Source organism: Peribacillus sp. NJ11 (genome assembly GCF_030348405.1).
Taxonomy (GTDB): domain Bacteria; phylum Bacillota; class Bacilli; order Bacillales; family DSM-1321; genus Peribacillus.
Genome location: NZ_JAUCFO010000003.1, coordinates 64,241 through 82,524, shown reverse-complemented (window position 1 = coordinate 82,524; position 18,284 = coordinate 64,241). Strand labels below are relative to the sequence as shown.

Genomic DNA, 18,284 nt, shown 5'->3' with positions numbered 1-18,284 from the left:
TTTTTATCCTAAAAATAAAAAGCCGAATACAAAATTCGGCTTTCAAAAAAATTAATTTTGTTGTTCAGACATTAATTGGGTTCTTAATTGCTGTACTACCTCTTCTGAAGCTGAAGCAGCTGGTTTATAGTGGCCCTTTTGAATGGCAAAACTATATAATGTTCGTTGACGGGACTCATCCTGATTTCTCATTTGAATCAATGTCTGTCTTAGTTCTGAATTATTCGTTTGGGCAATGATATGGGCATATCCTGTTAAGCTTGCATTTAAGCCAGCCAGATAATCATTGACCATTTCTTTATCTTGAAACATTTTAATCCTCCTTAATTTAAATATGACATTAAATCTTGTTGGGCTTGTTTTGCTGCTTGTGCATCTCTTTCAAAAATAGCTTTTAACTCTGGATCAGTACAACTTTGAGCATAAACTTCCAATTTTTTCGCTACGTTTCCATGTCCACCGATTAAACTTCGTAAGTGTTCAACTTCTAGTTCAGTTAAATTATGGTTCATTATTTATCCTCCTTTACTTTAATAAATTCTCCCTTTTTTAAAATTACATACATTACTTGACTCTTTCGTACAATAATTTCAACATAATGCATTAATTTTACTAAATCAACGTCTCGTTACTTTATTTCTTAGTCCATATATATCGAAAAAAAATAAGATGAGAACAAGTATAAGCAGAGATGAATTACAACACACTCACATTCAAATACGTCAGATTACCTTTTAATATATTATTTTGAAGTTCTATTCTCATTAACCTGCTTCTTTAGTTTAAGTACTTCTTCACAATATCCATTAGCGTTACTAAACAATCTGGCCCAATTGTTGAACAAAATTCAAACGCACTCTTGAACTCCCTCAGTTTAATACGATTTTCTCACAAATACTCGCTTATTCGCAGGATTTCATCACCATTGAATTTAAGTTCACGGTTAAATGGAGTGATTTCAGGACATGAAGATTTCGTGAAGGCATAGTGAAATAAAGGAGTTGTACAACACTCCACATTTTACCATATAATGTACATTCTCCACGCCGCCCCTGGAGGCTTTCCCTCCCATGTCTCAACGGGTCAATTGCCCTATCATTCCTTCGTCATGCCTATCCAAGGGGTGGAGGCCAGTTATGCTATCCTGATGGGTCGGTGCCCTTTTGTTCAAGAAATCTGGTACTCCGTACATATTTGAAATCCTACGAATAAGCCAACATTCGTAAAAAGAAAAAGTCTATGAAAATTAGTTTTTGAAGGTTCCCTTCGAGAACCCTATTAAAAAATCCCCCTTTAAAACTAAGCAACCAGTTCAGTTATAGGTTGAACTTTATCTGCACAATAAGACTCGTTTCTGCGCGCTATTCCAACAAATACCCTGGCTAGCTTACCTACCAATTTCATAATCGATTTCATTTTCTTCATTTTTTTCACCTTAACATTATGGGTGTGAATGGCTCGAAATTCCGTGTTATTCATCACAAGGCTCATGGTGGCTAAGTAAAGGAAACGCCTTAGCCTGGATCGCCCTATGACAATTTGGCCTTTCCACTTTCCAGAGCTTGCTTCAGCCAGATGCAACCCAGCGTGCCGAAGTAAAGAATTACCGTGTGAAAAACCACTTAGATCTCCTGCTTCACCTAATATTCCGGCTAAAGAAATTTCACTAATTCCCTTAATGGCAAGAAGCTTCTTGGCAAAAGGTATTTGTTTTAATACATCCTTAACCTCTTGTTCCACTCTTTCGAGTTGTAAGACTGCGAGGTCATACTCCTCTAATAATTGTTTCAAATGAAATTTATACGCTTCAAGTGCTTGTCTTGTGCCGACAGATTTCCTAGCTAACTGAAGAAGTAATTGAGCTTTCTTTAATCCAGGCTGCCTCTTCATTATTGATTTCCATCCTGAAACAACATCATGAGGTTTCAGGGAACGCAGTTCCATTGGAGATGGAAATAAACGAAGTGTGGTGATAGCCCCTTTACCAGTAATGTCTTTAAATACTTGCCTGAGTTCGGGAAAGACAATATCCACCCAACGGTTTAATTGATTAATAGTGCTAACGAGTCGTTTAACTACCACATCACGGTTAGACATAAGGACCCTAAGTATTTCAAATGATTCTGAAGTGTTCCTGACAAAGGCGTAGTAACCGTTCTTCACCATATCAGCGATAACCAGGGCATCTTTCTTATCACTTTTCGACTGAGTATTATCACGGTTTTCTTTATTCCTTTTTACTAAGTGAGGGTTTACCGTTACTACCTCAATTCCTTGTTTAAATAGCCATTTTGAAAGATTAATCCAGTAATGGCCTGTAGGTTCCATTCCCACAATGGTTACCTCCAGTTTATTTACTCTTTGAAGCTTATTAAACGCACAGTGAATGACGTTTGGTTTCACAATATGACTGTATGGATATATGTAGTACAGTACGTCTCCCTTAACATTTGAAAACCATTCTTTTTTCATTTTAGGGTTTATTTTTCGAAAATCTATTCAAATCATAAAGGTATGCCTAAGAATATTGCTTTTAAACTCACTGGATCTGAAATTAATTCCGATAATTTAATCTATAGTACATTTAAAGAATTGTGGGATTCACCGCAGTCATTTCAAGATTCCCGTGATAAATTCGTTTCCACCTATCTCATGAAAAGGTTAATTTACAATTAAGTAACCAAGGTGATAACGGGAAGCATGACAGAAAGGGATATAGAGAATTACATGGATGAAATAAAACCATATACTAAATAATACTTTTTAGGTGGTAAAATTATGGAACAACTTAATCTTTTTCTTGCATTTGGTGCAGGGTTCTTATCGTTTTTATCTCCGTGCTCACTCCCTTTGTACCCAGCTTTTCTTTCCTATATTACCGGGGTTTCTTTAAATGACTTAAAAAAGGAAAAAGGCATTTTTAAAAAGGAAGCGTTTATACATACTATTTTATTCTTAATGGGATTTTCCATTATCTTTTTAGCTTTGGGGCTATCTACTTCTTTTGTAGGGACATTTTTTATGGAATATCAAGATTTACTAAGGCAACTGGGAGCTGTAATCATGGTTTTTTTTGGGCTAGTGCTAACCGGTATGCTTAAATTTGATTTCTTGCTTTCCGATAAGAAAATGAACTTTAAAAGGAGGCCTTCAGGATACACGGGATCTATCTTAATTGGCATAGGTTTTGCAGCAGGATGGACCCCTTGCACAGGCCCTATACTGGCTGGTGTCATTGCTCTAGGAGTGACAGATCCAGGAAAAGGCATGCTTTATATGCTTTTCTATATTCTGGGTTTTTCGGTTCCTTTTCTAATCATGTCATTATTTATTGAGAAGATGCACTTCATTAAGAAGAGAAGCGCAATGTTAATGATGCTTGGTGGCATATTTATGATTTTGATGGGAGTATTATTGTACTTTGATATGATGACTAAAATCAGTGCCCTTCTAACTCAATTTTATGGAGGATATACAGGCTTATAAACCTAACTGGATTATATAAAAGAGCATGCCATTACAGCATGCTCCTAATTTTCGAATTTACTTAAACCTTTCAAACTGCTGTTTCCTTTTGAAGTCGTGAAGACGATAAATAGGCATTCATCGGAATTATCTATACTGATATGGATTATTCAACCAAATTGATAAAATCCATATAAGTTCCTTTGAGGAGACTTCATACCCAAAATCCCAGTAGCAGATTCTATAGTTGAGAGTTGTTTTTAAATAGGAATTTAAAGTGAATGCCAAAATCCCTCTTTTATTTCCCTCCCGTTAATTGTCCAATAAATTCAACATCATCCACCTTCCAGCCTTGATCTTTCACAAATATGAGCGAAGTTTTAACGATAACCGTTTCGGTGGCAGCCACATTGTTAAATTCCGTAGTGAGTTTAAATTCATTAAAAAATTCAGCTTCCGTCTTCGATAACTGGTATTCAAAAGGCTTCAGTCCTATCATGGCTGATTGGACGGACTCATTCGAATCCGGAAGTTCCGTTCCGGAAGGATGGGTCGCTTTGAATCCTTGATCGGTCATGAATGGTTCAACTTTTTTATATCGTTCGGCAGTGGTTTGATAAGAGAAAAAACTTTCAAGAAACTGGCGATTCACCTTTAAAGCATCCGTGTTTTGGATAGAGGATAGGGATTGAATCTGCTCTTCATAGTTACCCTGGTTGGCCCTGACTTCATTCAGCTGTGACCGCAGAGAGAATATATACATGATGACCAAAGTAGCCATGACGAATACTATCATCATAAACAAGAAATTTTTCTTTTGGGTTGACTCCATGCCCTGCACCTCCATTTCTAGATCCGTCTAAAACCTAGGAAAGGATATAATTTTTTCCATTCTTCAACGGCCGAATAAGAAGTACCACCACTGCTATTGGCATTGATAAATTGACCGTTCCCCACATACATGCCAACGTGCGAAGCACCGGGCTTATAGGTGGAGAAAAAAACGAGATCACCCGGTTTTATTTGGTCTTCAGGAACCGGCTTTGTTTTGTTGTACTGCGATTGAGCTGTCCCGTACATATCCATGCCAACCTGTGCAAAGGCATATTCCAGCAGCCCACTGCAGTCGAACCCTCCTGCTGCTGGTGTCCTGCCTCCCCATACATAGGGTCTGCCGAGGTACTGTTTCATTATGTTATGAACTTCCTCTACATCAAAAGATTGCGAACCGTCCCCCATGACAACCACGCTGTCATTTCCACCGTTGTAATATTGCATGACATGGTCCACATAATTCACATCACCATAACGGCTCCACCCTTCCCTTGCAGCCATACTATGACTAAACTGGATGGCTACTTCCTTGGAATAGCCTCCACGCTCCAATGCGTATCCAATAAATCCATTTCCAAAGTTATAGCTTTGCAAAGCAAGGTTTACATCACCTTTGGCTTGCTTCATCACTTCTGCAAAATGTTTCACGCCTACCTGAATGGAATACTCCGGGTCGGTAATGGCACCGGGTGGGAGTCCAATTGATTCGGAAGATTGCATCACATCTAATTCACGTCCACCAGACTCCTGTTGAATCATGGCCATGATAAGCCCGACATATTCCCCCACCCCATTTTGTTCCGCATATTTCCGGATTAACGGCTCGTATCGCATGACTTCAGAAGACACCTGCGCTATTCCTCCTGCTCCTTCACCGGACATCCCTGATTCAAACTGCCCCTCACCACCCAGGCTGATTGAAATGAACAAGGCAAATCCGAAAAGCGATGTAAGGAGGAGAAGGATGCCTGCAATGATCCAAGTGATGGGGTTTTTGAGAATGGCAATGGTTCCAGCTGCTTTTACACCTTTCTTTAAAACGCCTTGCATAGGAACTCCTTTCAATAAAAGAGATTCTGACAAAAAATAGGTGTGGATGTTCACAAACATTCCTGTCATGACTACTCACTTCTCTCGAATTATCATTCTCGATCCTTTTCGGTTTCCTTGGCTTTGGGTTTCCTGCCCTCCGAACGTTTAACGGATATGGAAGGTAATACTTTTGCTTTTCTAGCATCAATCTTCTTTTGAATTTCCCATTGCGTTAGGTGTTTGACTGGTTCTCTTGAAGCTGCTGCTTCTTGTTTGCTTTCCATTTTTGTAGCTGGATTACGATGCGGGGAAGGTTGATTTCCAGGGGCATGTACCCCATCTGTCCGTTGCCTAGAATGCTTAGGCTGTTCTTGTTTTCTACTTTCTTGTCTAGTTGAATTCGGAGGGTTCTCACCAGGCTTCCGGGCATCCGAAACCGTACGTTCAGGAATTCGTGAAGGTTGTCCACTGACTGGTTCTTTGCCTGTTGCCCCTTCATCCTTTTCACTTTTATAATCCTTTAAATCCACAATCGCAGCTCCCGCATTTCGTGATGCTGATCGGTTGTCCATGCCTGTATTCAAACCCGTTGCTGTATTTACCGAGCCCTTTCCAGTTGCTTGTTGGCCAAGTAACCCTACACTTGGTTTTTGAGGTGTATTCTCGCCAACCACTTTTCTGTGTTCTGACCTTCTACTGTTTGCTATGGGTGGATGGGTAAAGGTCTTTCGGCCCGTACCTTCTTTTCTCGACTGATATTCTTCTTGACGCTTTTTATTTTGGTGGCCTCTATAAGCTTTGGCGACCATTCTTTTGGCTCCCTTGAATCCTGATTCACCAGCATCACCCATCTTATCAAGTGTATTGGTTGTCGCTCTCTCGACTACTTGTTGACCTTGAATCATACCAGCAGAAGCAACTTCAAAGATTTCGGAACGGTATTTGAATAATCCCCAAATGGTCATGCAGATCAGGAAAACAACAAAGACATACCCTTCAACACCATTCGTCACTTTTACTGATTCGTAAAGCAAGGTGACAAGTCCGGTAATGACGGCAATCAATAGGACTAATCCTGCTTTCATAAGTAATACGCCCACAAGCTTCTTCCCGTGATTCAAGGCCGTTTCACTATAAGAAGGGATAACGGAGAGAACTAATGGAATGGCTGTGAATATGACTAATGCCAAGAACCATACTTGAAGCAAAAACTTAAAAATGCCTAATAACAGGATTGGAATCGAAAGCGCAATGGTAGAAAGGATTGTAACAATCAAGTATCCGAACCGTTCACCACTAAAACTGGAGGACATTTGTTTGTTGTCAAAGTTGGAAACCTCATCACTGACGATAATCTTTCTTTGCTCTTTTCCTTCTTTCGTATGAGGCTTGATTTCCAAAAGTTTATTTACCCGGTTTGGATCCTCGTTTAATACATCAGATACTTTTGTTGAGCCATAATTCAAGAGTAAATATGGACGCTTCACCATTAAGTTAAAAAGTTGATTTTCCAACACCGCAATTCCTTCATTGGAATCATAGGTAGCGTTGCTGTCGAACTCATCAGAACTGACCAAAACGTTTGCAGAGCTTGCAATCCCTTCAAGCTCCGCCCCCCGATCATTCAGCCATTTAATGTTTCCGGTTGTATCTGAATAAAACCAAAAAGTAATAACCGTGATAGAAATAGCTCCAAGGATTGATTTCACCGCATGGCCGACTTGTTGATTTACAAGGTAACGCCAGGCAGCTGTTCCTCCAACTAAAATGACAAACAAGGATAAAAACGTTCCAGACATAATCTCATAGATTCGTTCGCTCATAATTCCAGCTTCATCCACAATATTGCTAATTAAATCAAAGGACATCAGCTGGTTAACCGAATATAAAGTAAAACTAGCAATCGTTTTATTAAATCCCCACATTCCTTGATTAATGGCATGTAGCGCATTATCGCCAGCTTCCGTGATACCGTCGCCGATATCAGCTTCCATTTGATAATGATAGAGTGGATATTCCTTGCTTTCCAAAGTCACACGTCCCACTGTTTCTTCCTTTTTCTGAACCGTAGGGGCCGCATCTTCTGCAATGGAAGACGTTGGCAAGAGAAGAACCAACAACACTAAACAAAAGCCTAAGCCTTGTTTAAGGGTTTGCATCCAATCCCTCCTTATTTACAGTTAATGCACGCTTCCCGGTCAAACTTCTCTGATATTTCTTCACGGACGATATCCAAGCTTTCGCTGGTATCAACTTTCCATTCATCACCTTTTTTACGAAGGACAATATTATCCTTTACTGAATTTTCACCATTCGGATTTTTAAAATCGGTAAAAACATAATACCGTTCTAAATCTTCATCGAAATAGATTTCATAGCGAATATCTTCATACTTTATTCCGGACTCTTTTTGTTTTGTAGTTTTATGAATTTCATAAGACTCTTCCTCATAAAGCAACTCTTGCTCACGATCATAATCCCGATCAAAATTTGCTTTTTCCCACTCGTAAGCTAGTTTTGAAATATCTTCAGAAGTTGATGCGCTTTGATTACAACCGGTTAAAAGTGCCAATATGGCTATAAAAGAGATGAATAATCTTTTCACATGAACGCCTCCTCGGTCTCTGCTCTACCACGATCACTTTCTTTTGTATTGAAGGCACTGATCCACTCATCAAACAATACATCCGTCTGAATCTTGGCCGTCCGCCCGTACATATCCTCAATAATGCATTGACCTTCCGAAAGGTTTTTCAACATATCCCGGTTGGCCTTGTTATCTTCCATCCCGAGGAATTCAATGATGTTTCCAGCTTCTTCGGTTGTTTTCGCTTTAAAGGCAAACTTCGTGCCAATATTCTCTTTGATCTGTGGTTTGTTGTATTCATACGTAGACTGTGTGACGATATAAACGGCGGAACGTAAGGAACGACCTGTACGAAGCAATTCATTGATCAGGCGGTCCCCGGCTCCCGTATTCATGAGCATCCATGCTTCCTCAAACACCGTCATCTTGACGACCGAATCATCCCGCGCGAATTTCGTTGCGAACTTGGCCAGTGGCTGCATGAGGGCAACGGCAATGTGTTCATCCCTCGTGGCCGCCCTTTCGCCTTCGTCCGGCAGATTTAAGTTTTGAATCTGCAAGATATTCACTTGTTCATCAAGACTGATTCCGACAACATCACCTTCTGAAAACATCAGTTTTGCAACCCCGTTTGTTCCAATCTCATAAAGTAGATCGCCCACATTTTTAATGTCTTGATCCTCGGCTGCCTGCAAATAATGTACGACTTTCAGGAGGCCTGGCTTCTCTTCCTGTTGAAGGACATGACGAACCCCCTTATAAATGGCCGTTTTCACATTCCTTTCATTGGATTGAAGCTCCGATAAGTATTCAAGCACGCTAACGGCTGCATCCTGCGCCTCTTCCCCTTCAAGGAAGGTAAGTGGATCAAGCTTTCCAGCATCCTTCTTCTCGCTTGATAGAGTGATATAGTTGAAACTCTCAATTAATTCTTGAAAGAAGGGGGCGGTACGCTTCATTTCAGGCGTAAGGGCTTGCTTGAATTTCTTTTCCACCTCGTCCTTCGGGTCCGTCATCAGGACTTTCGCTCCGAAAAAAACGGCATTTAATAAGATATCTTTTAGTAAATATGATTTCCCCATCCCTGTCGGTCCTGAGATGGTCACATGCGGGGAGGAATATTTGGACCCCTTTAAACCCAAGTGGGCTAGGAACGGATGGTAAAAGACGAGAGAGGGAGAGCTTTCCATGCTTTCCCCATCATGCGATAAATTCTTACCGAGATAGAATCCCACCGTATTTCCGATTTTTCGTGTAAGGGAGAAAAGGGATTCGGCAAAGGATTCAGGCGTAAGGATCTGCTCCCAATCCCCTGCTATAATTTTGGCTGCTGGTAACGATTGATGGAATAAAAGGAGTTGGTCGGCAAGTGGCTGCACAAGTTCAATTTGCTGATCCTTAAAATCTGATTTGAGCCTTCTGGCTCGTTTTCGGACTTCTTCTTTAGTTGGACCATATACAACAAAATGGATGTGCGTTCTAAGAAGTGGTTTTCCTTGGTTTTTAATTTCATTTTCCAGTTCATGCAGGAGCTCACGTCCCGTATTGATTAAACTGTCGTCATCCTCATTCGCTTCAATCAATTGAGAGTCCTGATCGCGAAATCTCTTTTTGATGGTATTGGTTTGGTTCTCATCCTCTTTTTTCCTTTTGTAAACGGTCCGCATATTGACTTCTACCGGGAAATGATAGGACTGAAAAAAGTAAGCCCACTCCTTATGGCTTAAATCGACCGGAAATTCTGAAACAGGAAGGAAAGCACACCATGATTCATCATCCAGTTGACTAATATGGAGATACCCGGCTCTCCCTGGATCGAGAATGCCTTCCGTAAGGCTGTAGACACTTCCGTCACCGTCAGGCTGTTGCTGGCCCCTTACGAACTGATGTCGGATGATATAACGTAATTCCTTCTCTTTCACCCTGAAGGCCCCTAGATAATGATTCAAGGTCGTATAAGCATCTTCCTCAGATTCCTCGAACATACTGGCTGTAAGATCGTCCACCTCATGCCCTCCAAAACCAGCAAGCTTTTGCAAATAACGGTTCATGCTCTTAAAGGATGAAGTAAACGTGCGGATGATACTTTCATCCAGCTCCCTTTTCTTTAGCTTCACGCCTATGAAAAATTTGTATTCCACGACATTTCTAGCTTCTTCACGCAAGATTTCTTTTGCCCGTTCCGCATAGTATTTTCCTGTTTCTGCATATTTCCCTTCATATTGTTGTTGCAGGCTTTCCATACGCTTATCAATATCAACAGGTATCGGAACGATTTTATAGTCAATCTCCTCAAAGGCAGCCATTTGCCAAGCGAGCCTTTGAAGTCGGTTCACCAGATTATTTTCAGCTTCCTGTTCATTCACGCCTACTGTATTCTCATGTACCCGATAATAAGACCAAGCCTCCATCTCATGCGTATAGATCACATTATCTTTATAAGAATGAATCGGAAATTGGATCACGGGATCACCCCCTTATTGGAATCGCTCGTATGACTGTGCTTTCTTCACCTGTGGTTGATAAACAGGTTTATGGCTGCTGTAACTAAATCGTTTCGTATACAAATATCGGAAGTACCCAATAAAGAAACGATCAAGCCGTTTACCATCCAATTTGCTTCGACAGATCGCGCCTGCGATCATCCAAGGCAACACGGCATAAAAAGCCAGCTGCAATGTCGTTGGAAGGACTTGGTTGATGCTCCCTCTGAAAAGAAAGAAGACACTGAAAAGCACGAGGGCAACCATGATTTGCCTAATCTCAATCCCTTTGGAAAAGACGAGGGATTTTTCGTTTTTTCCAATTTTCCAAATTTTCAATGGATATTTAAAGAATTTCCGGTAGCTATAAGCAGCTGACCTCATGAAAGCCCTCCACTTTTCACTTGATTCCAAATGGCATTGGCCATGCTTTCGAATTCACCCGGATTAGAGACAATCACATAGCAAACGACTGCAAAGATAAAGCTAGAGAAGAACATGCCCCAACGTTGGGATATGAATGCTCGAACAATCATGACAACCATAACAATGAACAAGACCGCCGCGACCTGGGACGACACGTAATCTGTAAGACCTGTAATATCTGGCATGAAAATCATCCTCCTTTAGTGTGTTTTAATTCATGAACATAAAATTTATTATTTTGCTTGCTCACAACAAGGGTAAACGGGTGTTTCGATTGTAGCCCCGTATTCGCCTCTTGTAAGAGGACCACCGTCTTCACGATGTATTGCCCTTTTCTCTCCCCGTCATAGACCACAAAGCCTTCCAGGCCCTTATACTCGTATAGGTCTTTAAGAGATTCGGGGGTTTCCATGAGATACGACATTTCCTCAGTTGAATTCGTCGTATAAGAAGTGAAAAATTGTGTCGCGAACTGCTGAAGTTCACTCTCTACCTTAGTATTCTTGTCTGCCTGATCGGTTTTATCAGTAATGGCCGTCATTCGAGTATTATTCGGAAGAGCTTGATAATACGGCTGTTCCATTACGTTAAAGAAATTCCCGTCTGTGCCAAGCCGAACGACAATCATTTGCTGTTTCTTTCCTAGCGATTCATCTTTCCTAGTGGTCTTTTCTTCTTTCACGACCTCTACTTTGCCGTTTTTGTTTTTCTTCTTCACTTCCACCTGTTCTTTTTTCTCGACGCTCTTGAAAAGTTCATATTCTATACGATACACATAACTGGCCGCTGCTTCCGAAATATCTTTCACATCATATAAACTAGCACTCTTCAAAACTCGTTTCCCTTTAAACTCCGAAAGGTTTTCCAACTGTCCAACTTCTAACCCTTCTGCTAGAAAGCTTTGGAGTGCCTTAGATCGTTCTTCTCGCTGCTTTTCATCATCGGGTACGTTGATATAAGTATCAATAAACTGTCGGGAATACTCTTCACCAGCCGGTGAATTGGCGAAACCCACTTCATTCAGGCTCGCGATTTGCGCCGCGGCTTTATCTTGGTATCCATTGACCTTCTCGTTCAGAAAGCCTGTCCGGGACCATGATAGAAAGGTCAAAAAGATCACCCCTAAAAGTACAACCCAAAATATAAAGCTAAAGGTCATTCGTCCATTAAATCGCGACGACTTGAGTCGCCTATCATCTTTCATCACTTTCTTGCGCCCTCGGTCTGCATTGTTCTTCACCCCTTGCTTGAGCGTATCAAGAAACTTCATTTGGTGGAATCCCCCCTAATTCTAGTGCGTTTCGAACATAGACTCGTCGGAAATAGGTATCACCCATATTTTCTTCTACCATTTTACGATTGATGAAAATTTCACCGATTTGCAAATTCTTGATCTCGCTCGGATTCGCCTTGAACCGTTCTACATCCCGAACCGTTCCCATGGTTGCTTCATAACGGATCCGGGGATATTTTTTTTCAATCTGCTGCGTGATTTCCTGGTCGGAATACGTACCAAAAACTTGGGCTATCCGTTCGGCGTCTTTTGAGGAATTGACACGGCCTGTTGCGATAATATTGCAGTTGGAAATAATTTGCTCCGTCATAATCGGGTCAATGGCGTCAATATCTGACAACGTTTGAGTGGAGATAATACATTCAAAGCCAGCAGAACGTGATTTATTGACGATATCCACGATCCTGCGGTCACCATAGGCAGAAAACTCATCATACACACCAAAAATCGATTTACGCCCTTGGGCTTGTCTATAAGCTACCAAACTATTTACATCCAAAATAATCATTTTTCCAATCTTTTTAATGTATTCGGCATATCGGCTGCCGGAAATGCTGAAAATGACGACGTCGTTATGATCCGTAATTTTTTGAAGATCAATGCCGTTCTCCCTTTCTACAAATAAATGACCAAGATCGGATTCTAGGAGCTCCCCCAGCTGCATTTTCAATCGTGTCAGGCATCCCTCCACAATTTCTTCCGGAAATTCATTATCTAACACCTTTTTTATACGCTGCATGCCCTCTTCAAGCTTTGTGACGTATCGCTTCCGCTTTTCTATCACCATTTTTTTGACCGTTTCTTTCTTTGGTTCTGCATTGGCTATAAAACCGCTTAAATCGTCATCCGTTGGAGATGACGCCTGCCTTTCGACCATGACGTCTTCCTCTACTTCAACCTCGAACTCTTCCTCAATTTCTACTTGGCTGCTATGTTCCCTGAAAAATTCGCTCATGTTTTTATAATTGGTTAATTCCACAATCGTCTTGATGTCCCTTGGAACCCCTGCCTCATCAATCAACTTGACGACCAATTGCAAATAACGGGAAGCAATATCGGTATAGTAAGCCCCATCCCCTTCATTCGAAAAGCTAAAAAGTGACATGAGCTTATCCCGTGTTTCGGTTGGGGTACCATTCTTGATCGGATTGTACGTGAGATCGTCCATTTCGGAAAATAGATACACCTTCCTGCCATAGGCCTCGCACAAGGCCTTAAATTCAAGCATCGACTTTCTTTCGCCCTTCCCATCCATGAAAATAACCGGTTTTTCCTGTTGCAAAGCCGCTTCCATTAGGGAGGCAATCAACGTAGTCTTTCCAGTACCGGTTCCTCCTGTTGCTAGCATGTGATAATTGAGCTCTTTTGAATGAAGCGTTACACGCTCTTTAAAATCGGAGTACCCGACAAACACTTCTTTGGACGGTTTATGTCGGTACTGTTTCTGCTTCTTATTCAAGAACTTCACTCGTTTTTTGCGGAAAGCCTTATATTTCTGCTCTTCCTTTTGCTTCTTCACCTCACCAGATTTGGTGGTCACTTGCTTTTTCCAAAAGTATTTGGCGAAGATAAAAAATCCAAATGAGAAGAGAAAAGCTAAACCGAGTAAAACAAGATAGGAAGTACTGGTCACGGCAATGGTATCCCCCTGATTGAGGAATCTTTCCAAAACATCTGACATATAAGGAATGTTCATGTCTGAAATCAATCCAAAATAACTGAGGAGTCGCCCTGTTTTAAATTGCCAAAACAAAAGGATGAACCCGGCTGCAAGGATAACGTAGGAGATCCAATCCCGCTTAAAGAGGGTAAGAATCGCAAAAATCAGTATTCCAAGCATGGCCGGAAGAAAAAACAAGACTGCAATTATGCCGATTAATCCATAAATCACTAGATCGCCAACGATCTGATCGGTTTCAGTCTGCTTCGGTTCCAACCGGCAACACCTCTTCCCAACGTTCTTCCAAAATGATAGAAGGTACATTACGCACAGTAATCTTGCTGGCATTAATCAACCCCTGTTTGGCCTGATTGATCACATTATGAATTTTTACATCATTCGCAAAATAGATCACCTGATCGTAGGAGTATAGCTGATGGTCCTGTCGTACACCGGAAAGCATGTCATCAAACATTTTAAACTTGTAATCATAGCGCTTACGATCTTTCTTGTTCAATTCCAGCTCAACCCAAGTGGTAGTCACATTCCCATCCGTTCCTTTAAAAAAGAAAACAGCATCTGGAATTCGGTCTCGATTATCATTGTAGGCCTTCAATTTACTTCGATTATCTCCTTCTCCTATCATAGAAAAACGAATTTCTCTCTCTGTCCGATATTTAAAGTCAACGGCCTGCTTTTCCGATTGTAGTTCGTAAAAAAGGATCAAGTCGGTAATAAGAAGGTCATGCTGCATGGTGTAGATCGTTGCCTTATTTGGAACGGTTACATTGACATTCGTTATTTTCCTGGCCTCAATCGTTCCAAGATAAACCCCTACTTTATGTGCAATGCGTTCATGCTTGACAAACTTTTGGCCTTCTAATTTTCGTAGCCTGCGATAAACACGGTGAATGTTTGGCTCCCTGAATTTCAACATGATTTGTTTGGCCGTCACCATACCATTCCTCAAAATAAACGATAAATACTCCAAATCTTTCTCTTTCAACGACGTGTACTTTAGCAATACCAAAAATATCATCCTCTTCTAGAAAATATAGGAACCACTCTCCCTCTTAAAGTTTACCAAAATAGTTATTATTTTCATAAATAAAACCCCAAGTAAAACCACAACTAATAAAATAAATGATTGAAGTATTTTCAAGCCCAGCCAAAACACTACATCTAAGAAAAATCCATAACACAGTTAAGCTCTTATTTAGTCAACAACCACAATAAGAATGGATTAAAAATGTATGTTTATACAATCCTTTAAAATAATATTGCCCTTGTTAAACCCTCTACATTAATCTCCCATTCCTACCATTTCTCCACTTTCTTATTCCCTTGACCTTGAAATAGATCTTGAACTTTTTTATTCTTGAACTTGATATTTGACCTTGAACTAAATCACTTGAACTTAATTCTTATCTCTTCAACTACCTAACTATCACTCCTCCCCATTATCTAAAATCTAACCTGACCACCCCAATCACACTTTGAATACCTCCGCCTTTATTTGAGTAGCAGAAGACCTCGGCTATGTTTACGTAGTATAGGCGAGGTCTTCTGCGGGAACCGAGAATAAATAGGGGGTATTCAGCCCTTGTGCGATTGGGGTGGTCGTCATTTTAAGACCGCAAATAATAAAGACATTCATTACCCTTCCATTTACGTATAGGAATCTATATCATTTGCTATTTTTTTACTTATTTTTAGTCTACTAGACGTACATTTGTTTGGCAATGATTGTAAAGATAATTGATTAAAAATTACCATATTTTTGGATGTTAACTTGTGTATTATCACCTACACAGACGTAAAATCTAATACGAAAATCACCTGCTCATAAAACACAATAAGGACTAAAGATACCGAATTTAAGTTTCATGATGAAAGCAATTAAAGATTCCTGAAAATATAAGATCACCTTTTGAAATCCCAAAAAACCCACAAACTAACATCCCCTATATGTATTAAATAATGAATAAAAATAAATAACTAACAGTTAACCTGACGTCTACTACTCTCCCCACAAAATTCAGTTTCTAACCATGCAAACAACCAGTACATGCCCGGAATCAAATTAAGTAAATAAGAGTGATCAGCAACTTTAACACCCAAGCCCCCTTAAAAACACTAAGGATAAGGATGAGCAGTAATTCTTAAAGACCCCACAAGAAGGATACTATAGATATGTACTGGCAGATTGGCTTATTATTTTCAAGAAGTCAACTTATCCGGCGGAGAAGCTCCGGAACTATATATTATGTCCACTTCATGAGTCAACAATTCGGCTTCCAATGTGGGTAATGGAAGGGCAGCAGTAAATTGATTCGGAACGGGCAGCAATTCGGCAAAAGTCAGCTGGGCTTGGCGAATGTGATTCCTACGTAATACCAACAAGCTCCTGAATAGCATGGAACGGCTGGCCAGTTTGGTGACTGCCCCGCGTCCGCGGCCTATCGTAAACTTTTTGAGTTTACTAGATTGCTTGCAGACCTCTTTAAGCGTGGAGAGGGGCATCCCAAAGATTTCAGCAAGGTTTTTCAAAGAAGCCTCCAAAAACGGCGTTTCAGGGCTTGTATGGGTATCCAGATAGGCAATGATATCCTCTTCCCACTCCTTATAATGGGAACGCACTCGTTCTTCCCGAGGCTTTTTGAATTTATACCACCCTTCCCTTCCCTTGAATTTAGCTTGTCCATCTGTCCAAAGCTCGAGTAAGTCTTCCACATATGAACGCTTTACGCCCTTATATTTTCCTGAATAAGCACTCTTCAGGATTCGTTCGAATTCTCTTTTCTTAAGGGGCTGTTCCAGGTTACTGTTGAATTGATCAAGTTCATCATAAGCTTCTTCGATTGTCTTATCACTTGTATAATTGGCAAGTGCAAGTGTCATGAGCGCATTATTGCGGCTGGATGCGTAATGCCCCTCCTCGATGTGTGTAGCTCGAATAAGCGCACGATACCAGTCCGAAGAGGTCTGATCGATTGCTGTTGCATTCTTGTTGTAGACCACACGCAGGAAGTCCCTATTCTCCTGCTCTTCATACTGTTTGGACCAGGTAAGCAACAGGCTTGTATTGGCAGGTCGGTCATAGAAATCCAGTACATTGTCTTCTCTTGGGATGCGGTAGAAGCCGAAAGGGATACATCCGGTATCGACCGGTACATATTTCTTAAGCGCTTTTCGAATATTTTCTGACAGACGCTCGGCCACTCTTAAAGCCTTGTAATCGTGTTTTTTGTTTATGTGGAAGGGAGTTTCCAGGACAAAGAAGACCTGGAATCCCCTTGGCGTTTCCAGCAGGAGATTTGGCCTTGGCAATCCCAATTCCTCACATCCAAGATAAAGGGCGTACAGATCCACTTCCTTCGAATCTATATCAAGTCCTATGACATGGATTTGTTTAAGGTTTTCACGCTGATGCCCCTTGATGATGCGGTTTTTGAAATCATAGTATGTACCACCTCGGTAGGTATTGGGTGTCCAGTGTGAGAGGTTTTGATACTTTTCCTGAAGCGTTTCGTAAGAGGTCACGACGAAGCCTTTTCCCTCCACAAGTTCTGCCTTGGACGGCGATACAAAAACCACGCCTTTACGATTCTTGGATTCGCTCATGGTCTTCTCGTATGCCACTATCCTGTTTATAGGTTGGCGTGTACCCTTTTTTTTGTATAGAAGCAAGCCATCATGGGTCATAAATCGCATAATTTCAACGATTGAATGAAGGCCTCTCTTATGATTTTCTGCCAATGGAGTTCCCATGATTCGCACCTTCCTTCTAATACTTGAATACAAACAGCTAAAGTTAAAAAAATTGGACCGATTTCCACTTCTTACATGGAACTTTTTGTTGAATAAAGTATATCGAACTCGACTTTTGAAAAAGGGTGCTCTCTAAGGGAAATGCACCAAAAATAAAAAGGACCCTGAGGCTTAGAGCCCCAAGGGATTGAAAAAAATATCAAAATTTTTTATTATGCAGGTTCCGCTCGCTTTTTGCACCAAAAAGGCCAATAATGGACCATTTGTGCACATGTGTGAAATTGAATGGGTTCCTGAAAAAGCCTGTCATAATAAGCTTTGTTAACGTTGAACCAAAAATGATGCCAAACAGGTTCCGCTCAACTTTTTGGGCTTGTGGTGCACTTTTGGTATACAGATTCCGCTCAACTTTTCAATTTTCCATCAAAAGGTGAGTACAATTTTATGGTTGAGAAAAATATATCGGTGCTGAATGGTTGTTTCGCCAACGTTTGCTCCTCCTACACAGGTTCCGCTCACTTCGTCTCCGAAAAAATAAGTTTGGTGCATTTTTTTCATAAGATAGCACACAGGTTCCGCTCGAATTAAGTGTATCGGTGCATATTTTACTCAATTTCCCCAAAAGGATTTCAAATTGGAATTTTTCTAAGAATCAATGATCACTAAAAAATGTTCCACATATAGGGTATATGTGGTGCATTTTATCTGTAAAATGGTACACAAGTTCCGCTC

14 protein-coding genes and 1 pseudogene are annotated in these 18,284 nt (G+C 40.7%); 1 reads left to right on the top strand and 14 read right to left on the bottom strand.

Annotated elements, in window-relative coordinates:
* Positions 1-51: 51 nt before the first annotated feature.
* From QUF86_RS28320 to QUF86_RS28310, 3 genes and pseudogenes are all read right to left on the bottom strand, one after another.
* Complete coding sequence (locus tag QUF86_RS28320; RefSeq protein WP_289318597.1) at positions 52-312, bottom strand: spore coat protein; 261 nt, start codon at positions 310-312, stop codon at positions 52-54.
* Between the two features lie 11 nt (positions 313-323).
* Positions 324-512, bottom strand: coding sequence for a hypothetical protein (locus QUF86_RS28315; protein ID WP_289318596.1), 189 nt, complete (start codon positions 510-512; stop codon positions 324-326).
* Between the two features lie 787 nt (positions 513-1,299).
* A pseudogene (locus tag QUF86_RS28310) lies at positions 1,300-2,355 on the bottom strand (IS110 family RNA-guided transposase); the annotation flags it as partial.
* Positions 2,356-2,778: 423 nt separating this feature from the next.
* Here QUF86_RS28310 and QUF86_RS28305 point away from each other — a divergent pair.
* Positions 2,779-3,486 (top strand): cytochrome c biogenesis CcdA family protein, encoded by a 708-nt coding sequence (locus tag QUF86_RS28305; protein WP_289336474.1) that lies wholly within the window; start codon positions 2,779-2,781, stop codon positions 3,484-3,486.
* 277 nt (positions 3,487-3,763) lie between these two features.
* Here QUF86_RS28305 and QUF86_RS28300 read toward each other — a convergent pair whose 3' ends face one another.
* The 11 genes from QUF86_RS28300 to QUF86_RS28250 all read right to left on the bottom strand — a co-directional run bounded on the left by QUF86_RS28300 (position 3,764) and on the right by QUF86_RS28250 (position 17,552).
* Complete coding sequence (locus QUF86_RS28300) at positions 3,764-4,297, bottom strand: hypothetical protein (RefSeq protein ID WP_289336473.1); 534 nt, start codon at positions 4,295-4,297, stop codon at positions 3,764-3,766.
* A gap of 17 nt (positions 4,298-4,314) precedes the next feature.
* A complete protein-coding gene (locus tag QUF86_RS28295) occupies positions 4,315-5,349 on the bottom strand; it encodes a bifunctional lytic transglycosylase/C40 family peptidase (RefSeq protein ID WP_289336472.1) in 1,035 nt (344 codons plus the stop codon).
* Between the two features lie 92 nt (positions 5,350-5,441).
* The gene (locus QUF86_RS28290) at positions 5,442-7,490 is read right to left on the bottom strand and encodes a CD3337/EF1877 family mobilome membrane protein (RefSeq protein WP_289336471.1); all 2,049 of its coding nucleotides are present in this window, start codon (positions 7,488-7,490) and stop codon (positions 5,442-5,444) included.
* Between the two features lie 11 nt (positions 7,491-7,501).
* Positions 7,502-7,936 carry a hypothetical protein gene (locus QUF86_RS28285; protein WP_289336470.1) on the bottom strand — a complete coding sequence of 145 codons (435 nt, stop codon included), beginning with the start codon at positions 7,934-7,936 and terminating at the stop codon, positions 7,502-7,504.
* Positions 7,933-10,383 (bottom strand): ATP-binding protein, encoded by a 2,451-nt coding sequence (locus QUF86_RS28280; RefSeq protein WP_289336469.1) that lies wholly within the window; start codon positions 10,381-10,383, stop codon positions 7,933-7,935. Before QUF86_RS28280 ends, QUF86_RS28285 begins: the two co-directional genes overlap by 4 nt.
* Before the next feature lie 12 nt (positions 10,384-10,395).
* Entirely contained in the window at positions 10,396-10,785 is a 390-nt protein-coding gene (locus tag QUF86_RS28275; protein WP_289336468.1) for a TcpE family conjugal transfer membrane protein, read from the bottom strand.
* Positions 10,782-11,012, bottom strand: a complete 231-nt coding sequence (locus tag QUF86_RS28270; protein ID WP_016236199.1) for a TcpD family membrane protein — start codon at positions 11,010-11,012, stop codon at positions 10,782-10,784. Before QUF86_RS28270 ends, QUF86_RS28275 begins: the two co-directional genes overlap by 4 nt.
* Before the next feature lie 5 nt (positions 11,013-11,017).
* Positions 11,018-12,097 (bottom strand): conjugal transfer protein, encoded by a 1,080-nt coding sequence (locus tag QUF86_RS28265; protein WP_289336467.1) that lies wholly within the window; start codon positions 12,095-12,097, stop codon positions 11,018-11,020.
* Entirely contained in the window at positions 12,084-14,057 is a 1,974-nt protein-coding gene (locus tag QUF86_RS28260; protein ID WP_289336466.1) for a type IV secretion system DNA-binding domain-containing protein, read from the bottom strand. Before QUF86_RS28260 ends, QUF86_RS28265 begins: the two co-directional genes overlap by 14 nt.
* Positions 14,038-14,811 carry a hypothetical protein gene (locus tag QUF86_RS28255; protein WP_289336465.1) on the bottom strand — a complete coding sequence of 258 codons (774 nt, stop codon included), beginning with the start codon at positions 14,809-14,811 and terminating at the stop codon, positions 14,038-14,040. Before QUF86_RS28255 ends, QUF86_RS28260 begins: the two co-directional genes overlap by 20 nt.
* A gap of 1,190 nt (positions 14,812-16,001) precedes the next feature.
* Positions 16,002-17,552 carry a primase C-terminal domain-containing protein gene (locus QUF86_RS28250; RefSeq protein ID WP_289336464.1) on the bottom strand — a complete coding sequence of 517 codons (1,551 nt, stop codon included), beginning with the start codon at positions 17,550-17,552 and terminating at the stop codon, positions 16,002-16,004.
* Between the last annotated feature and the right edge of the window lie 732 nt (positions 17,553-18,284).